Below are 19,646 nucleotides of genomic sequence, written 5' to 3'. Positions count from 1 at the left end.
TCTTTATATAAAGGAATTAGCTCATGGCTAAAGAAAAATTCGAGCGGAGCAAGCCGCACGTAAACGTTGGCACCATCGGTCACGTTGACCATGGTAAAACCACTTTGACTGCCGCACTGACCACCATTTTGGCAGAAAAATTCGGCGGTCAGGCTAAAGGCTACGACCAAATCGACAATGCCCCGGAAGAAAAAGCCCGCGGCATCACCATCAATACCTCGCACGTGGAATACGAAACCGAAGGCCGCCACTACGCCCACGTAGACTGCCCGGGCCACGCCGACTACGTTAAAAACATGATTACCGGTGCCGCCCAAATGGACGGCGCGATTTTGGTGGTGTCCGCTGCAGACGGCCCCATGCCGCAAACCCGAGAACACATCCTGCTGGCCCGCCAAGTGGGTGTGCCCTACATCATCGTATTCATGAACAAATGCGACATGGTTGACGATGCCGAGCTGCTGGAGCTGGTTGAGATGGAAATCCGCGACCTGCTGTCAAGCTACGACTTCCCCGGCGACGACTGCCCGATCGTGCAAGGTTCCGCCCTGCGCGCCTTGGAAGGCGATGCCGGCTACAAAGAAAAAATCTTCGAACTGGCCGCCGCTTTGGACAGCTACATCCCCACACCCGAGCGTGCCGTAGACAAACCTTTCCTGCTGCCGATTGAAGACGTATTCTCCATCTCCGGCCGCGGCACTGTGGTAACCGGCCGTGTGGAGCGCGGTATCATCAACGTAGGCGATGAAATCGAAATCGTAGGCCTGAAAGCCACCCAAAAAACCACCTGTACCGGCGTGGAAATGTTCCGCAAGCTGCTGGATCAGGGTCAGGCAGGCGACAACGTGGGTGTTTTGCTGCGGGGCACCAAGCGTGAAGAAGTGGAGCGCGGTCAAGTATTGGCCAAGCCCGGCTCGATTACCCCGCACACCAAGTTCAAAGCCGAAGTGTATGTGTTGAGCAAAGAAGAGGGCGGCCGCCATACTCCGTTCTTCGCCAACTACCGTCCGCAGTTCTACTTCCGCACCACCGATGTTACCGGCGCGGTAACTTTGGAAGAGGGTGTGGAAATGGTTATGCCGGGTGAAAACGTAACCATCACGGTAGAATTGATTGCGCCGATTGCAATGGAAGACGGTTTGCGCTTTGCGATTCGCGAGGGCGGCCGTACTGTGGGTGCCGGTGTAGTATCTTCCATCATTGCTTGATTTGAAGGGTATAGATAAATGGCAAGCCAAAAAATCCGTATCCGCTTAAAAGCGTATGATTACAGCCTGATTGACCGATCTGCCCAAGAAATCGTTGAAACCGCCAAGCGTACCGGTGCCGTGGTAAAAGGCCCGATTCCGCTGCCGACCAAAATCGAGCGTTTCAACATTCTGCGTTCGCCGCACGTGAACAAAACTTCACGCGAGCAATTGGAAATCCGCACCCACCTGCGCCTGATGGACATCGTGGACTGGACAGATAAAACGACCGATGCTTTGATGAAACTCGACCTGCCCGCAGGTGTGGATGTGGAAATCAAAGTGCAGTAATTCAGGTTGAATCTTCAAGCAAACCGCAAGGTTTGAACCGCACCTCGAAAGCCGGGCACCATATCCCGGCTTACGGGGTGCGGTTTTTTTATGGCAATACAAGGCAGATGCAAGCTGCAGGCAGTATGCACTATATAGTGTGCTCATTTTATTTCCGTTACACCGTTGCTGCGTCTTAATCTAAAGAGAACGGCCTGGCTGGCCGTTAAAGAGGCAGCAGCAGAATCGGTTTTGTGTTTCCGCACCGCTAGCGGCCTGTTGCCGGGGAGAGAAAATAAAGAGGGAGCCCTTTGCAAAATAGCCTTGCAGAAATAAAGAGAGGGTCTTTGCAAATACCCTTAATGCCGTCTGAAATGCTTAAGCTCCCCTCATTCCCGCGCAGGCGTGAATCTGGTTTTAAAACCATTAATTATTTTATTTCAATAAGTTATAAAAACAGACCAGCTTCCCGCCTGTGAAGGAATGGCGATAGTGAATATTTCAGACGGCCTGAATGAATTTTGCCAAGGCCTCAGGGGTTTGCTAAGACAGCCTGCATGCACTGCAAGCCCGGGCAGGCTGCCGATTGGGAAAGTGTGCGGTTGCAGGCTGTCGGGAACCATTTTCACCGCGATGCGGCTGCGCCCGTTTTGCCCTGAAACGGGTTAGGCAGAGCGGGGCAGATTTTATTTTTGCCGCCATGCTGGTTTCGTGATTCCCAATACTGCGCAGTTTCGCTATGGCTGCGGGCATTTCCCAGATTGGCCGTCCCGCAATGGCTTCAGCGGGCAGGCAATGGTGGTTGCACGCCCCCTGCGCAATGTCTTTTATTGGATTAGCTGTATGGAGCGGCGCTATCGGGCATGTTTTGGAAATTTGAGAAACCGCAAATGCTGTTGGGGCCGTCTGAAACAATGCTTTCAGACGGCCTTCGATTTGTGCGATAATCAGCCGCAGTTTACCGACCGCAAAACCGCCATGTATTTTGTTTGCCCGCGCCGTCTTTTCAGCTGCGCTGCCTGCCGCAGCGGTTTTGCCGTTTTCCGACAATGCCCGTATCAACGGGTTTTTTTATGGGAAAAGGAAATGCCATGCCCAATCTGCTCTACCGTCAAAATGTGATTTCCATCTCCGATTTAAGCACCCCGCAGCTTGAACTGCTGCTGCACACCGCGCTCAAACTCAAGGCCGAGCCGCGCGGTGATTTGCTGGCAGGAAAACTGATAGCCTCATGTTTTTTCGAGCCTTCCACAAGAACGCGGCTATCGTTTGAAACTGCCGTGCAGCGTTTGGGCGGCAAGGTAATCGGTTTTGCAGACGGTGCCAACACCAGCGCGAAAAAAGGCGAAACGCTGGCCGATGCCGCGCGCATCATTTCCGGCTACACCGATGCGGTTATCCAACGCCACCCCAAAGACGGTGCCGCACGCGTATCGGCCGAGTTTTCAAGCGTGCCGGTGATTAATGCGGGCGACGGCACCAACCAACACCCCAGCCAAACCCTGCTCGATTTGGTAACCATTTACGAAACGCAAGGCCGTCTGAACAATTTGAAAATCGCGATGGCGGGCGACTTGAAATACGGCCGCACCGTGCATTCGTTGGCGCAGGCGTTAAAACGCTGGGGCTGTGAATTTGCTTTCGTTTCGCCGCCCAGCCTGGCCATGCCTGACTACATCACCGAAGAATTAGACGAAGCCGGTTGCCGCTATCAGATTCTGCCCTCATTGGAAGCAGCCGTAGAATGGGCGGATATTCTCTACATGACCCGCGTGCAGCGCGAGCGTTTCGATGAGCAGGAATTTGCCAAAATCCAAGGCAGATTCAATCTGGAGGCATCTATGCTGGCCGCTGCCAAGAGCAACCTGCGTATTCTGCACCCGCTGCCGAGGGTAGATGAAATCCACCCCGATGTCGATGCCACCCCCTATGCCTGTTATTTTCAGCAGGCCGCCAACGGCGTGTATGCCCGCATGGCGATTTTGTCTTTGATTCTCAACGAAGAAGTATAAGGAGCGCATGATGAACAAAAAGCAATACAGCGTTGAAGCCATCCAAAGCGGCACCGTTATCGACCATATCCCCGCCGGCAAAGGCCTCACGATTCTGCGCCAATTCAAACTGCTGCACCCGGGCAACGCCGTTACCGTGGGTTTCAATCTGCCCAGCAAAAGCCACGGCAGCAAAGACATTATTAAAATTTCGGGCGTGCATCTCGATGAAGCAGCCGCCAACCGGCTGGCCGTGTTTGCGCCGGAAGCCACAGTTAACGTGATTGAAGATTTCCAAGTGGTTGCAAAACGCCACCTGAGCCTGCCCGAAATCATCAGCGAAGTGTTCCGTTGCCCCAATCCCAACTGCGCCAGCCACGGCGAGCCGGTGAAGAGCCGTTTTTATGTGAAAACCCAAAGCAGCCAAACCAGGCTGAAGTGTCATTATTGCGAAAAAACCTATTCGCGTGAATTTGTTGCCGAGGCTTGACACACGGCTGCCAAGCGCGGTTAAAAATGCAGGCAGTGCGGTTTGATTCCGAATGCAGCGAATCCGCTTTATTTCCGGCACAAGGCAGCAAGCCGCAAGCCATACAGGCAAGAAACCGATTCCATTAACGTTTTGCCGGCCTGCACAACCACTCTCTTCGGGCAGCGGCGGAGCAAGCAGCGCCGCAACGGAGATCAAGCCGCCTACCATACCATCTGCAGATGGTTGCCGTGCGCGCTTGCCAGCACCGCCAAACTTATAATATAACACCGGTTCAATCCACTATTTCAAACGGCCTCATCATGAAAAAAGACCATCTCAACACCCCGAATTTCGATGTTTGGCAGGCCATTCGCGAAGAAACCGAAGCAGCCGCAGCCGCCGAGCCGCTTCTGGCCAGCTTTCTGCACCAAACCGTTTTGCGCCACAGCACCATCGATTCGGTTTTGGCCTACCATCTCTCCAGCAAACTTTCCAGCGCGATAATGGACGCACGCGCCCTGTTTGAAATGTATATCCAAGCCTTAAGCAGCGATTCCTCCATCACCGAAGCCGTCAAGCTCGATTTGCTGGCCTGCTACGAGCGCGACCCCGCCTGCGATGAATATTCGCTGCCGCTGTTATATTTCAAAGGCTTTCACGCGATTCAGGCGCACCGCATCAACCATTGGCTCTACACCTGCGGACGCAAAACCCTGGCCTATTTTCTGCAAAACCGCTCATCCGAAGTGTTCGGCGTCGATATCCACCCCGCCGCCCGTTTCGGCAGCGGCCTGATGCTCGACCACGCCACAGGATTTGTTGTGGGCGAAACCGCCGTGCTCGGCAACAACATCTCGATTCTCCACGGCGTAACCCTGGGCGGTTCAGGCAAAGAAAGCGGCGACCGCCACCCCAAAGTGGGCGACGGCGTGATGATAGGTGCCAATGCCTCAGTGTTGGGCAACATCCGCATCGGCGAAAATGCCAAAATCGGCGCCGGCAGCGTGGTGGTGGCCGAAGTGCAGCCGCACACCACCGTAGTGGGCGTACCCGCGAAACCTGCCGGCAAAGTAGCCTGCAACCCCGCCGCCGAAATGGATCAAAGCATAGGTTTTGTGATTTGAACCCCGCAGGCTGCCTTCAGGCCGTCTGAAACCGTTCAGACGGCCTGAAGGCATATCCCGCAAACCGGCGCGGTTTACCGCCCGCTTGCAAAAACACAGCAACGCCCATATATCCCGTCTGCTTCACATTGAAAAGCAGCCAAAAGCAGGCAGGCCGCAGGCAGCGGCAAAACCCGGCAGCCCCGAGCTGCCGTTGCCGCCAAGCAAACCCCCGCCGCGCCGGCACACCCGCATAAAAAAGGAATACCATGCAGCCGATCACCATGTACACAGGCCCCCATTGCCCCTACTGCACCATGGCCAAACAATTTTTAAAATCGCAGGGCATAGAAGAAATAACCGAAATCCGCATCGACCAAAACCCCGCCGGCTACAGCGAAATGCAGCAGCGCACCGGCCAGCGCAGCGTGCCGCAGATTTTTATCGGCGAAACCCATGTGGGCGGCTTCACCGATTTATACGCCCTGCACCAAAAAGGCCGCCTGAAAAGCCTGCTGGCCGGCGGCTGAACCGTTTCCCGCTGCCGTGTGCAGCATGATTAATCCCTTAAACCAACAGAAAGAAAACCATGAGCGAAGAACAGCAACCCGTATTCAGCATTGAAAAACTGTATATCAAAGATTTATCGTTGGAAGTGCCCCATGCGCCGGGCATCTTTTTAGAGCAGGGCGAGCCCGAAGTCGATATGCGCGTATCCACCGAAAGTGAAAAGCTCGAAGAAAACTTTCACGAAGTAACCGTAACCGTAACCGTAACCGCCAAACTGCCCGATGAGCGCGTGATGTTTCTCAACGAAGTATCGCAAAGCGGCATTTTCCGTTTGGAAAACATTCCCGAAGAAGACACCCGGCTTCTGCTGGCCGTTGCCTGCCCGAATATTCTTTTCCCCTATGCCCGCGAAGCCGTTTCCAGCGCCATCACCCGCGCAGGCTTCCCGCCCGTGCTGCTGGCACCGATTAATTTCGAGGCCATGTACCAACAAGCCCAAGAAGGCAACGCCTAACGCCTGAACAGCTTATCGAGGCCGTCTGAAACTTTCAGACGGCCTTGAATCTTGTTACGGCAGACAAAACCACCGCATCGTTACCCCGCCGCCGCGCCGCCCGGCCCGGTTTACCCGCCCGCACCGCCACGCTGCCGCGTGCTGCTTGCCCGCTGCCGGTTTCCAGCCCCGTTTCCTGCTTCGCCACGCGTTGCCTGCCGCGCGGGGTTGGGGCGGGATTGAAACCGCCGCAAAAAAGTTAGCAGATTAGAAAAGATAGCCCGTCAGGTAAAGGCCGAAATCTTTGTAAAGATGCCGTAAGGCCGTCTGAAACGTTCAGACGGCCTCAAGCCTTTTCTATCCGGCCACATCGGCTCGATGCGGCAAACGGCACCATGCGCACCATGACCCCGCCGTGTTGCTGCGATGCCCTTCACCCGCGCCGCCGTGCCACCTGCCCTCGCGGCGGTTTTCCCCGCACACCCCTGACCCTGCCGCCCGCTGCCTTGCACAAGTTCTCCCCAAACCCAAACCGTTTAGAAACAAGCCCGCGTGTTTGAGAAATGTCATGTTTGGGAACACGCCAAGCCGTTTAAGCCAAAGGCCGTCTGAAACTTTCAGACGGCCAATTTTTTACGGCAGGCAGGACTGCCCCGCACTATCCCGCCGCCGTGCCGCCCGGCCCCGCTTACCCGCCCGCACCGCCACGCTGCCGCGCGCTGCTTGCCGAGTGTTTTGCCAGCCTTGCTTGCCCCCGCCTTGTTGGGTTTCAGCCCAAACCGCCATAAACAGCTTGCAGGTGGGAAAAGATACCCCGTCAGGAAAAGGCCGAAACCTTTGTAAAGATGCCGTAAGGCCGCCTGAAAACTTTCAGACGGCCTAAGCCCCTTGCAAAAAACTAATCCAGGCCTGAAAACATTGATGCCCCGTTATTCCCGCGTGGGCGGGAATCGGGCTTTAAAAATATCTCATGTTTATTTCAATCACTTAAAAAACAATCGGATTCCCGCCTGCGCGGGGCAGCGCAGCAATCTTGCAAAGCCCATAACGATAATCAGATGTTTCAGACGGCCTCAAGCCTTTTATATCCGACCACATAGGTGCGATGCGGCAAAAGGCACCGCTATGCACGCCATGACCCCGCCGCATTGTCGCGTTATGTCCTTCACCCGCGCCGCCGTGCCGCCTGCCCGCACGGAAATCACGGTAATCAGGCGTTTCAAACGGCCTTCGGCCTGAACACCTTTTTGTTAAAAATAGGCAAGTCATTTTTCATATGGCACACAAATTGCATGGATATTGTATATATTTTAAAAGAAATATTAAAAATCAAATTATATTTGATAATGATATTTCGATAAACGGCTGATTTGTATCGCAAACGGCAAAAATATAAGTTTCAATACTATAAATTAAGATATAGATTGGCAATGCATATTTTGCTATTAAGTGACAATAAACGTCAGTTGAGATTTTGTAGATGGGGTGCTGCTTCGGAATTTGCCGGAGAAGTATTGAACAGTCTGAATCCAAAGGAATAAAACCTATGAACAAGAATTACCGTAGTATTTGGAACGAAGCACTAGGGGCATGGGTTGCCGTGTCTGAAATTGAAACTGCCAAAGGCAAGCCTGCCGGCTGCCGCGTGAAAGCGGCGGGCGGTATTCGGATTTTATCGTTGGTATTGCGTACTATTCCCCTGTTACTGGGGTTTTATGCTGTTTCGGCCAATGTACATGCGGCCAATTTAACATGTACTACTAATACTGTATACCCGAATTCTGCTGCAAATACAGGCAGTGTTGTCTGTGGAGCAGACGCAACTGCACACGCTAATCAGTCAGTAGCTTTGGGTTCTGAGGCAAAGGCGTCGGGGGTACAATCTGTAGCTGTGGGAGCCAATACCAGAGCTAGCGGGACATCTTCCATTGCTATTGGCGGGGATGACTTGGATGGGGTGGCCACTACAAATAGTGCAGTTCTAACAGGGTGGAATACGGCCCATGATAATGCTAGTGCCAACAATACGCCCCAAGCCTTAAAATATAATCAGTTGACAGGTGATTACTTGGTGCATTTCGACCAGCCCGGTAAAGGAGTGGGAAAACGTTATTATCCTACTACAGCAGGTTCTGCCGCGGTGGCAGTAGGCATAAGTGCCAATGCGGGGGATTTGGCTTCGGCCTTAGGTACCCGCGCCAATGCCAGCGGTACCGCTTCGGTTGCTTTGGGTGTCGGCTCAAGGGCGGATAAAGAAAATGCGGTGGCGATCGGTGCCGGTTCGACAACGGACGAATCGGCTACATTGACCCGTAATGTAACCATTAACGGTGTAACGTTCACATTCAGCGGCGGCAATAATTTGAAGGCGGGCGACCAGATTTCATTCGGTTCGGCGGGCTATGAGCGTCAGCTGAAAAATGTGGCACCGGGTATGGTTTCAGCTGCCAGCACCGATGCCATCAACGGTAGCCAGCTTTATTCGGTGGCCGAAGAGCTGACCAATATCCGCAAACAAACCCGCTATTTCAGTGTGAACGATGCCGGAAACAAACGGGACAACTACGATAATGACGGTGCGACCGCCGAAGGGGCAATGGCAGTGGGTACTGCCGCTACTGCAACCAGTTCATACGCTGTAGCGGTGGGTAACGGTGCTGCTGCATCGGGGCGATATGGCATGGCGTTGGGCGCGAATGCAGCGGCCAGCGTAAAAGATACGATAGCTGTCGGACAAAATGCCAGAGCAAATGCCGACAGCGCAGTGGCTATCGGAAAAAATGCCCAAGGCGCAGGAGCTTATGCCGTGTCGGTGGGGTTGGACTCAGAGGCAACCCAAGACAGTGCCGTGGCGGTAGGCTCGGGAGCCAAAGCTACGGCCCAATCTGCCACCGCAGTGGGCAATGATGCCAAAGCAGGCGGGCAGAATGCCGTGTCGCTCGGTAAAAACAATAATGTTACTGCCGCCAATGCCGCCGCCATCGGCAGCAACAACACCGTATCCGGCACCGGCACTTATGTGCTGGGTGCCAACAATGTCAGCACTGCCGCCAATACTCCGCTCAACCTGAGCAACGCCACCATTATCGGCAGCAGCAATAAAGTGAATGCCAATGCCAACGTGCATCTTCAGGGTAATGCAAACACTGTAACCCGCACCCACGCCGTGGTGATGGGCAGCAGCAACACTGTTGCAGGAGCAGGCACCGCCAACGAAGAGCCGGCCATTGCGATAGGCACCAGCAACATTATCGGCGGCACCGGCCACAACGCCATCGCCATCGGTAAGCAAAACAATGCAGCAGGCACGGGATCAGTGGCCATCGGCGTGGCTTCCAAAACCACGCACAACAGCGGCGTGGCTTTGGGCAATACCGCCCAATCCATCAATGAAAACGGCCTGGCCATCGGTTCGTATGCCGTGGCGGGCAACTATGCCACCGCAGTAGGCTCGCGGGCGCGCGCCAAACAGGCGCACGGTTTGGCCTTGGGCACCACTTCGTTTGCCGGCGACCGCGCTACGGCGGTGGGGCGTTATTCTGCCGCCCATGCCGACAGCGGCGTGGCTTTGGGCAGCGATGCCCTGGTGGTTTCGGGCGCGCATGGCGGTCTGGCGCTGGGCTCGGGCGCGGTGGTGAGCGGACAATATTCGGGCGCTATCGGCAGCTCGCTGCAAAATAACGCCACCGCCCAGGCTGCCGACCGGGCCATCAACACCCGCAGCGTGGTAGGCGGCGCCAACAGCTACGCCATCGGCAATAAAAACCTGATCGGTAACACCAGCTCCGACAGCTTTATTCTCGGCAACAACGTGAAAATCGGCGCATCAAACGCAACGCTCACCACCACCAACATTGCCCCCGCCAGAGATACCACGCCCGACCGCACCGACAGCATCACCTTCGGCGGCGTAAAAGCCATATCGGGTGCAGTGGCCTTGGGCAGCAACACCAAAGTGGAAGTTTCAGACGGCGTTGCCTTGGGCAAAGACAGCCGGGCTTCTGTGAGTGCAGGTATCACCGGCGCAGATCCGCTGGAGGCGGCAGCCGATAAAACGGGCTACGCCTGGACATCCACCAAAGCGGCGGTTTCTGTAGGCAACTACGAAAACGGCAATCAGCAAAGCCGCCAGATTACCGGCGTGGCCGCCGGCCAGGAAGATGCCGATGCCGTGAATGTGGCGCAGCTCAAGGCGGCAGGCTTTAAGTTTACCACTCTTAAAAACAGCGGCGGCACCGCAGAAAACTCCAGAGTGGCAAAAGTGAAAAACGGCGATGCCATTGCTTTTGATGCCGGCAAAAATATGAAGCTCTCGCAAAGCTTATCGCCAACTAACGGCGAAACCATCACGTTTGCGCTTGAAGATGATCTGAAAGTAAGCAGCATCACCTTTCCTGTGGACAAAACAGCAAATCCCAACGCGGAGGACATTACGCTCGACAACACCCAGCTTAGTGTAAACGGCACCCCCTACAGCAATGTGGGCGTGGCCATTAACGCTTTGGATACAGCCGTGAAGGCCGCCAAAACCAAATACTACAGCGTAAACGACGGCGGTGCAGAGCAGGATAACCATGATAACGCCGGCGCAGAGGGAGAAGGCGCATTGGCGGCGGGCGTGGCGGCGAAAGCCGGCAAAAATTACGATAATGCCGTAGGTTATAACGCCAAAACCAACACCAAAGCCGCTTTCGCATCAAGCCAGGGCGCAATGGCATTCGGCAGCAACACCAGCGCAGACGGCAACAATGCCGTAGCCATCGGCACATCATCAGTGAGCGAAGGCGATTCTGCCATTGCCGTGGGCGGCCAAGCGGAGGGCACCGGTGCAACCAATATCGGTTATCAGGCCAATGCAACAGGAGATGCCGCGCTTTCGGCCGGCTATTATGCAAAAGCCACAGCCGCCAACGCCACTGCATTGGGCACGCAGGCTAAGGCCTCCAAAACAGGCGCATTGGCAGCCGGCAGCGGAGCCAATGCAGGCGGGGATAATGCGGTTGCATTGGGCATGAGTGCCGCTGCATCGCAAACCGGCGCATTGGCCGCGGGCTATAACGCCAATGCCGGTGCAGAGCAGGCATTGGCATTGGGTGCGCAAAGCCAAGCCCAAAGCACAAGCGGTATCGCCATCGGTGCGGCTGCCAAAGCCCTGGGCAGCGATAAAGAAAACAATATCGCCATCGGTAATGAGGCGCAAACAGAATCCAACGATTCCATCGTGATCGGCACCTCTGCCCGGGCAGAGGCCGAAGCCGAAAATGCCGTGGTGTTGGGCAAAGAAGCCAAAGCCCATAACGGCGGCAGCAACTCTGTTGCCATCGGCAAAGGTGCAGAAGTAACAGCCGACAGCAGCATTGCGTTGGGCGAAGAAGCCAAGGCAACCGCCATTGCGGCCACGAAGAGTGGCCTGATCACCGCCATCGGCTATAAAGCCGAAGGCAGCGGCGTAGGCTCGGTGGCTTTGGGTGCTTCATCTGCCACCACAAGTGCTGCCGAATACAGCACCGCTTTGGGTTTTAACGCCAAAACCGGCTTGGTTGAGAACGGAAATGTTAGAGAGCAGGGCAGGTATGCCGTGGCAATCGGTACCAATGCAGCGGCGCAGGCCGATTACTCTATCGCCCAGGGTGCCAACAGCGTAGCTACAAAAGAAGGATCATTGGCCATCGGTGCCTACGCTTCGGCATCAGTTGATATGGGTGTGGCTTTGGGCGCCAACAGCGTGGCAAACGTGGATAAGGGCGCACTCGGAGCTGACCCGCTCGGCGCAGTTGCCGATAGAACCGGCTCAGCGTGGACATCAACAATGGCGGCAGTTTCTGTGGGTGCCGATGGTACCGCAACACGCCAGATTACCAGCGTGGCCGCCGGCACAAACGACACCGATGCCGTAAACGTTGCCCAACTGAAAGCCGCAGGCTTCAACCTGGCCACGTCTGCTTCAGACGGCCAACTGGTCGATAACACCGCCGCACCTGCAGATAAAAAGGTTAAAAACGGCGGAACTGTAACCGTTGATGCCGGCAAAAACATCAAACTCACCCAAAACGGCAATACCATCTCAGTGGCCACCAAAGACGAAGTGGTGTTCGATAAAGTTACCGCAGGCAGCGGCGATAACCAAGTGGTGTTGGGCAATGACGGCGTTAAGGTGGGCGGCAACACACTTGACGGCACCGAATTAGAGATAGGCGGTAAGAAGTATGGCAATGTTAATCAGGCTATCAATGCGGTAGATGCGGCAGTGGAGGCGGCGAAAACCCGCTACTACAGCACCAACGACAGCGGCAACAGGCAGGATAACTACGATAACAAAGGTGCCACAGCCGATGGTGCACTGGCTGCGGGTGTCGGCGCCGCCGCATCCGGCGCCCAAGCGGCAGCAGTGGGCTATAAAGCGAATGCAGGCTCGGAAAAAGCGTTGGCATTGGGTTCGGAAAGCCGAACCGAAAGTTTGAGAGGCATCGCCATCGGCGCGGCTGCCAAAGCCTTGGGCAGCGGTAAAGAAAACAATATCGCCATTGGTTACGGCGCACAAACCGAATCCAACGACTCAATCGTGATCGGCTCATCTGCCACAGCAGTAGCCGAAGCCGAAAATGCCGTGGTGTTGGGCAAAGGCGCGCGGGCAGGCGATGCAGCCAACAGCAAGGGCGGCAACAATTCTGTTGCCATCGGCAAAGGCGCAACCGTTACCGCAAACGGCAGCATCGCGCTGGGTGAAGATGCCAAAGCCACGGCCGCCGCAGGCATACCGGAGGCCGGCCTGATTACGGCTGTCGGCTATAAAACAGAAGCGGGCGGCATGGGCTCGGTGGCATTGGGTGCCTCTGCCGCTACCACATCAAACGCCCAATACAGCACCGCGCTGGGCTACAACGCAAGAACCGGCAAAACCGATAATAGCGGTCAGGCCGAACGAGGCGGCAGATATGCAACGGCGGTTGGCAGCAACTCGCGCGCGCAGGCTGATAATTCTGCGGCTTTCGGCGCGAGCGCCGTAGCTGAAAATACGGGTTCGGTAGCCATCGGCAACAGTTCCCGCGCAGCGATTGACAACGCGGTGGCATTGGGTGCCGGCAGCGTGGCAAATGTGGCAGGGGGCGCAGAAGGTGTTGATCCTTTGGGCGCGGTAACAGATAAAAACAATACCACTTGGACATCCAGGAGCCTTTATGGAGCTGTTTCTGTGGGCAACGGCACTACCGTTACCCGCCAGATTACCAGCGTGGCCGCCGGCACAAACGACACCGATGCCGTAAACGTTGCCCAACTGAAAGCCGCAGGCTTCAACCTGGCCACGTCTGCTTCAGACGGCCAAGCGGTCGACAACACCGCCGCACCTGCCGATAAAAAGGTGCAAAACGGCGAAACCGTAACCGTTGATGCCGGCAAAAACATCAAACTCACCCAAAACGGCAATACCATATCAGTAGCCACCAAAGAAGAAGTGGTGTTCGACAAAGTTACCGCCGGCAACGGCGGCAACCAGGTTGTGTTGGGCAACGACGGCGTGCAGGTGGGCGGCAACACCTATATCGATAATAACGGCCTGAATGCCAACGATAAAACCATCGCCAACGTGGCACCGGGCAGCATTGCGGCCAACAGCAAACAAGCCGTAAACGGCGGCCAGATTTTCGGCATTGCCGACAGCGTTGCCAAAGCCTTGGGCGGCGGCTCGGCAGTGAATGCAGACGGCCTCGTCAGCAGGCCGGCCTACACCGTTACCGACCCGGCTACCGGCAACACCACTACCGCCAATAACGTGGGCGATGCCATCACCAACTTGAGCAACGCCGCCAACAAACCGCTCACCTTTGCAGGCGACAGCGGCAACAGCTTCGAGCGCAAACTGGGCACTACCGCCAACATCAAAGGCGGCCTAACCGATGCGGCCAAACTGTCCGACAACAACATCGGCGTAGTTTCAGACGGCAGCGACACCCTCACCGTGAAGCTGGCCAAAGAAATCAGCATCGACAAAGTCACCGCCGGCAACAGCGTGCTGGACAACGGCGGGCTGACCATCACCCCCGCATCAGGCAGCCCCGTCAGCCTCACCGCGGGCGGGTTGGACAACGGCGGCAACAAGATAGCCAACGTAGCCGAAGGAACCGCCGACACCGATGCCGCCAACGTAGCGCAGCTGAAGAAAGCCGCGGCTGCTGCCGCCAATAAGGTGAAAGCGGGCGAGAACATCACCGTGGCCGAAGAGCAGAACCCGGACGGCAGCACCACCTACACCGTTGCCACCGCCAAAGACGTAAACTTCGACAGCGTCACCTCGGGCGATACCGTGCTGAACAAAGACGGCGTGAAAGTCGGCGACGATGTGGCACTGACTTCAGACGGCCTCACAGCAGGCGGTCTGAAAGTGGGCAGCAACGGCAAGATTACCGGGCTGGAAAAAGGCGAAGTTTCGCAAAACAGCAAAGAAGCCGTAAACGGCGGCCAGCTGTATGCCCAAGGCGAAGGGGTGAAAAACATCATCGGCGGCACCACCGCCTATGATCCCGACACCGGCGCATTCACCAACGCCGACATCGGCGGCACCGGCAAAGGCAGCATCCACGACGCCATCGCCGCAGTGAAAGGCACCGCCGACCAAGGCTGGAACCTCAGCGCCAACGGCAAAAACAGCAGCAACGTGAAACCGGGCGAAACCGTTGATCTGAACAACAGCGACGGCAACATCGTGATCAGCAAAACAGACGACAGCGACAACGTTACCTTCGATCTGGCCAAAGCCGTTACCGTGGACAGCGTCACCTCGGGCGATACCGTGCTGAACAAAGACGGCGTGAAAGTCGGCAACGATGTGGCACTGACTTCAGACGGTCTCAAAGCAGGCGATGTAGCCGTTAACAAAGACGGCATCAACGCCGGCAATAAAGCCGTAACCAACGTCGCCGCAGGCAAAGCCGGCACCGATGCCGTGAACGTATCGCAGCTCAGCCCGATTGCCGCCGCCCTCGGCACAACGGTTGATGCCAACGGCACCGTTGCCGCCCCGGTGTTCACCGTAACCAAAGCAGACGGCAGCCAGTATGCCGGCGCCAGCACCATCCAGGGCGCGCTGGACAATATCGGCACCGAAATCCAAAAACCGCTCACCTTTGCAGGCGACAGCGGCAGCAGCTTCGAGCGCAAACTGGGCACCACCGCCAACATCAAAGGCGGCCTAACCGATGCGGCCAAACTGTCCGACAACAACATCGGCGTAGTTTCAGACGGCAGCGACACCCTCACCGTGAAGCTGGCCAAAGAAATCAGCATCGACAAAGTCACCGCCGGCAACAGCGTGCTGGACAACGGCGGGCTGACCATCACCCCCGCATCAGGCAGCCCCGTCAGCCTCACCGCGGGCGGGTTGGACAACGGCGGCAACAAGATAGCCAACGTAGCCGAAGGAACCGCCGACACCGATGCCGCCAACGTAGCGCAGCTGAAGAAAGCCGCGGCTGCTGCCGCCAATAAGGTGAAAGCGGGCGAGAACATCACCGTGGCCGAAGAGCAGAACCCGGACGGCAGCACCACCTACACCGTTGCCACCGCCAAAGACGTAAACTTCGACAGCGTCACCTCGGGCGATACCGTGCTGAACAAAGACGGCGTGAAAGTCGGCGACGATGTGGCACTGACTTCAGACGGCCTCACAGCAGGCGGTCTGAAAGTGGGCAGCAACGGCAAGATTACCGGGCTGGAAAAAGGCGAAGTTTCGCAAAACAGCAAAGAAGCCGTAAACGGCGGCCAGCTGTATGCCCAAGGCGAAGGGGTGAAAAACATCATCGGCGGCACCACCGCCTATGATCCCGACACCGGCGCATTCACCAACGCCGACATCGGCGGCACCGGCAAAGGCAGCATCCACGACGCCATCGCCGCAGTGAAAGGCACCGCCGACCAAGGCTGGAACCTCAGCGCCAACGGCAAAAACAGCAGCAACGTGAAACCGGGCGAAACCGTTGATCTGAACAACAGCGACGGCAACATCGTGATCAGCAAAACAGACGACAGCGACAACGTTACCTTCGATCTGGCCAAAGCCGTTACCGTGGACAGCGTCACCTCGGGCGATACCGTGCTGAACAAAGACGGCGTGAAAGTCGGCAACGATGTGGCACTGACTTCAGACGGTCTCAAAGCAGGCGATGTAGCCGTTAACAAAGACGGCATCAACGCCGGCAATAAAGCCGTAACCAACGTCGCCGCAGGCAAAGCCGGCACCGATGCCGTGAACGTATCGCAGCTCAGCCCGATTGCCGCCGCCCTCGGCACAACGGTTGATGCCAACGGCACCGTTGCCGCCCCGGTGTTCACCGTAACCAAAGCAGACGGCAGCCAGTATGCCGGCGCCAACACCATCCAGGGCGCGCTGGACAATATCGGCACCGAAATCCAAAAACCGCTCACCTTTGCAGGCGACAGCGGCAGCAGCTTCGAGCGCAAACTGGGCACCACCGCCAACATCAAAGGCGGCCTAACCGATGCGGCCAAACTGTCCGACAACAACATCGGCGTAGTTTCAGACGGCAGCGACACCCTCACCGTGAAGCTGGCCAAAGAAATCAGCATCGACAAAGTCACCGCCGGCAACAGCGTGCTGGACAACGGCGGGCTGACCATCACCCCCGCATCAGGCAGCCCCGTCAGCCTCACCGCGGGCGGGTTGGACAACGGCGGCAACAAGATAGCCAACGTAGCCGAAGGAACCGCCGACACCGATGCCGCCAACGTAGCGCAGCTGAAGAAAGCCGCGGCTGCTGCCGCCAATAAGGTGAAAGCGGGCGAGAACATCACCGTGGCCGAAGAGCAGAACCCGGACGGCAGCACCACCTACACCGTTGCCACCGCCAAAGACGTAAACTTCGACAGCGTCACCTCGGGCGATACCGTGCTGAACAAAGACGGCGTGAAAGTCGGCAACGATGTGGCACTGACTTCAGACGGCCTTAAAGCAGGCGGTCTGAAAGTGGGCAGCAACGGCAAGATTACCGGGCTGGAAAAAGGCGAAGTTTCGCAAAACAGCAAAGAAGCCGTAAACGGCAGCCAGCTGTATGCCCAGGGCGAAGGGGTGAAAAACATCATCGGCGGCACCACCGCCTATGATCCCGACACCGGCGCATTCACCAACGCCGACATCGGCGGCACCGGCAAAGGCAGCATCCACGACGCCATCGCCGCAGTGAAAGGCACCGCCGACCAAGGCTGGAACCTCAGCGCCAACGGCAAAAACAGCAGCAACGTGAAACCGGGCGAAACCGTTGATCTGAACAACAGCGACGGCAACATCGTGATCAGCAAAACAGACGACAGCGACAACGTCACCTTCGACTTGGCCAAAGCCGTTACCGTGGACAGCCTCACAGCAGGCGACACCACCGTGAACAACGCCGGTGTGAAAGTCGGCGACGATGTGGCACTGACTTCAGACGGCCTCAAAGCAGGCGATGTAGCCGTTAACAAAGACGGCATCAACGCCGGCAATAAAGCCGTAACCAACGTCGCCGCAGGCAAAGCCGGCACCGATGCCGTGAACGTATCGCAGCTCAGCCCGATTGCCGCCGCCCTCGGCACAACGGTTGATGCCAACGGCACCGTTGCCGCCCCGGTGTTCACCGTAACCAAAGCAGACGGCAGCCAGTATGCCGGCGCCAGCACCATCCAGGGCGCGCTGGACAATATCGGCACCGAAATCCAAAAACCGCTCACCTTTGCAGGCGACAGCGGCAGCAGCTTCGAGCGCAAACTGGGCACCACCGCCAACATCAAAGGCGGCCTAACCGATGCGGCCAAACTGTCCGACAACAACATCGGCGTAGTTTCAGACGGCAGCGACACCCTCACCGTGAAGCTGGCCAAAGAAATCAGCATCGACAAAGTCACCGCCGGCAACAGCGTGCTGGACAACGGCGGGCTGACCATCACCCCCGCATCAGGCAGCCCCGTCAGCCTCACCGCGGGCGGGTTGGACAACGGCGGCAACAAGATAGCCAACGTAGCCGAAGGAACCGCCGACACCGATGCCGCCAACGTAGCGCAGCTGAAGAAAGCCGCGGCTGCTGCCGCCAATAAGGTGAAAGCGGGCGAGAACATCACCGTGGCCGAAGAGCAGAACCCGGACGGCAGCACCACCTACACCGTTGCCACCGCCAAAGACGTAAACTTCGACAGCGTCACCTCGGGCGATACCGTGCTGAACAAAGACGGCGTGAAAGTCGGCGACGATGTGGCACTGACTTCAGACGGCCTCACAGCAGGCGGTCTGAAAGTGGGCAGCAACGGCAAGATTACCGGGCTGGAAAAAGGCGAAGTTTCGCAAAACAGCAAAGAAGCCGTAAACGGCGGCCAGCTGTATGCCCAAGGCGAAGGGGTGAAAAACATCATCGGCGGCACCACCGCTTATGATCCCGACACCGGCGCATTCACCAACGCCGACATCGGCGGCACCGGCAAAGGCAGCATCCACGACGCCATCGCCGCAGTGAACCAAGCAGCGGTGAAAGCTAAAACCACTGTAAGTGCGGGCGACAACATTGTGGTTGAGCAAAGCCAGAATGCAGATGGCAGCGCTAACTACACAGTCGCTACTGCCAAAGAGGTAAACTTCGACCAAGTAACCGCCGGCAGCGGCGAGAGCCAAGTAGTGCTGGGTAATGACGGCGTTAAGGTAGGCGGTAACACCTATATCGATAAAGACGGATTGAACGCCAACAACAAAGCCGTTACCAATGTGGCCGCAGGCCGCATTGCTGAAGACAGCAAAGAAGCCGTGAACGGCGGCCAGCTTTACAACACTGTAACTTCTGTGGCCGGTGTGTTGGGCGGTGATGCTAAGGTTGCCCCTGACGGCAGTGTAGGGATGAGTAATATCGGCGGCACCGGTAAAGGCAGCATCCACGATGCCATCGCCGCGGTGAACGAAGCAGCGGTGAAAGCTAAAACCACTGTTAGTGCAGGCGATAATATTGTCGTAGAGCAAAGCAGCAACGCGGACGGCAGCACCAACTATAAAGTCGCCACAGCCAAAGATTTGACGGTTGAAACCGTGAAAGCAGGCGGTACTACCGTTAACGGCAACGGCCTGAGCATTGCCGGCGGCCCGAGCGTTACCGTAGATGGTGTGGATGCAGGCGGTAAGAAAATCACCAATGTAGCCGATGGTGAGATATCTGCTGCTTCCACCGATGCCATCAACGGCAGCCAGCTGTATTACACCAATGAAGCCATCAACAATGTGGCCAACTACACGGTGAACATGGGCAACCAGCTCAACCGCCGCATCGATGATGTAGAAAACCGCTCCAATGCGGGCACGGCAACCGCCATGGCCGTAGCCGGGCTGCCGCAGGCTTATCTGCCCGGTAAGAGCATGGTAGCCGTGGCAGGCGGTACATACCGGGGTGAAAGCGGCTATGCCGTGGGCTATTCCAGCATTTCCGACAACGGCAACTGGGTAATCAAAGGCTCCGCCACCGGCAACTCGCGCGGCCATTACGGTGCAACCGCAGGCGTAGGTTATCAGTGGTAACAAGGCTTTCAGAAGGCCTGTTG

9 protein-coding genes and 1 pseudogene are annotated in these 19,646 nt (G+C 56.7%); 9 read left to right on the top strand and 1 reads right to left on the bottom strand.

All coding sequences use genetic code 11. From position 1 onward, the window contains the following. Positions 1 to 23 precede the first annotated feature (23 nt). The 7 genes from tuf (at position 24) to secB (ending at position 6,107) form a co-directional block, all read left to right on the top strand. A complete protein-coding gene (tuf, locus tag H7A79_RS11005) occupies positions 24 to 1,208 on the top strand; it encodes an elongation factor Tu (protein ID WP_187000175.1) in 1,185 nt (394 codons plus the stop codon). A gap of 18 nt (positions 1,209 to 1,226) precedes the next feature. Further along, a complete protein-coding gene (rpsJ, locus tag H7A79_RS11000) occupies positions 1,227 to 1,538 on the top strand; it encodes a 30S ribosomal protein S10 (protein WP_135036525.1) in 312 nt (103 codons plus the stop codon). 1,070 nt (positions 1,539 to 2,608) lie between these two features. Further along, on the top strand, positions 2,609 to 3,529 hold the full coding sequence (gene pyrB, locus H7A79_RS10995) for an aspartate carbamoyltransferase (RefSeq protein ID WP_135036554.1): 921 nt from the start codon (positions 2,609 to 2,611) through the stop codon (positions 3,527 to 3,529). A 10-nt stretch (positions 3,530 to 3,539) separates the two neighbouring features. Continuing rightward, entirely contained in the window at positions 3,540 to 3,998 is a 459-nt protein-coding gene (gene pyrI, locus H7A79_RS10990; protein ID WP_187001702.1) for an aspartate carbamoyltransferase regulatory subunit, read from the top strand. A 302-nt stretch (positions 3,999 to 4,300) separates the two neighbouring features. Continuing rightward, positions 4,301 to 5,104, top strand: a complete 804-nt coding sequence (gene cysE, locus H7A79_RS10985; protein WP_135036529.1) for a serine O-acetyltransferase — start codon at positions 4,301 to 4,303, stop codon at positions 5,102 to 5,104. 248 nt (positions 5,105 to 5,352) lie between these two features. Next, positions 5,353 to 5,613 (top strand): glutaredoxin 3, encoded by a 261-nt coding sequence (gene grxC / locus H7A79_RS10980; RefSeq protein ID WP_187000261.1) that lies wholly within the window; start codon positions 5,353 to 5,355, stop codon positions 5,611 to 5,613. A 59-nt stretch (positions 5,614 to 5,672) separates the two neighbouring features. Then, positions 5,673 to 6,107, top strand: coding sequence for a protein-export chaperone SecB (secB, locus tag H7A79_RS10975; protein ID WP_187000260.1), 435 nt, complete (start codon positions 5,673 to 5,675; stop codon positions 6,105 to 6,107). A 34-nt stretch (positions 6,108 to 6,141) separates the two neighbouring features. Here the strand turns inward: secB and H7A79_RS10970 are convergent, their stop codons facing one another. Further along, positions 6,142 to 6,294, bottom strand: a complete 153-nt coding sequence (locus H7A79_RS10970; RefSeq protein ID WP_353663618.1) for a hypothetical protein — start codon at positions 6,292 to 6,294, stop codon at positions 6,142 to 6,144. Between the two features lie 1,272 nt (positions 6,295 to 7,566). Between H7A79_RS10970 and H7A79_RS10965 the strand changes: the two are divergent. Both H7A79_RS10965 and H7A79_RS10960 read left to right on the top strand, forming a co-directional pair. Continuing rightward, a pseudogene (locus H7A79_RS10965) lies at positions 7,567 to 7,995 on the top strand (ESPR-type extended signal peptide-containing protein); the annotation flags it as partial. A gap of 144 nt (positions 7,996 to 8,139) precedes the next feature. After that, a complete protein-coding gene (locus tag H7A79_RS10960; protein ID WP_353663646.1) occupies positions 8,140 to 19,623 on the top strand; it encodes a YadA-like family protein in 11,484 nt (3,827 codons plus the stop codon). The last annotated feature ends 23 nt before the right edge of the window (positions 19,624 to 19,646 follow it).

This window comes from Neisseria musculi (genome assembly GCF_014297595.2).
Lineage (GTDB): Bacteria > Pseudomonadota > Gammaproteobacteria > Burkholderiales > Neisseriaceae > Neisseria > Neisseria musculi.
Note: the sequence above shows the minus strand (reverse complement) of the source record. Positions and strands in the feature narration are given on the sequence as shown.

Coding starts and splice junctions, on each gene's coding strand:
- pyrB (WP_135036554.1), top strand. CDS start 2,609: ATGCCCAATCTGCTCTACCGTCAAAATGTGATTTCCATCTCCGATTTA.
- tuf (WP_187000175.1), top strand. CDS start 24: ATGGCTAAAGAAAAATTCGAGCGGAGCAAGCCGCACGTAAACGTTGGC.
- pyrI (WP_187001702.1), top strand. CDS start 3,540: ATGAACAAAAAGCAATACAGCGTTGAAGCCATCCAAAGCGGCACCGTT.
- grxC (WP_187000261.1), top strand. CDS start 5,353: ATGCAGCCGATCACCATGTACACAGGCCCCCATTGCCCCTACTGCACC.
- cysE (WP_135036529.1), top strand. CDS start 4,301: ATGAAAAAAGACCATCTCAACACCCCGAATTTCGATGTTTGGCAGGCC.
- secB (WP_187000260.1), top strand. CDS start 5,673: ATGAGCGAAGAACAGCAACCCGTATTCAGCATTGAAAAACTGTATATC.
- rpsJ (WP_135036525.1), top strand. CDS start 1,227: ATGGCAAGCCAAAAAATCCGTATCCGCTTAAAAGCGTATGATTACAGC.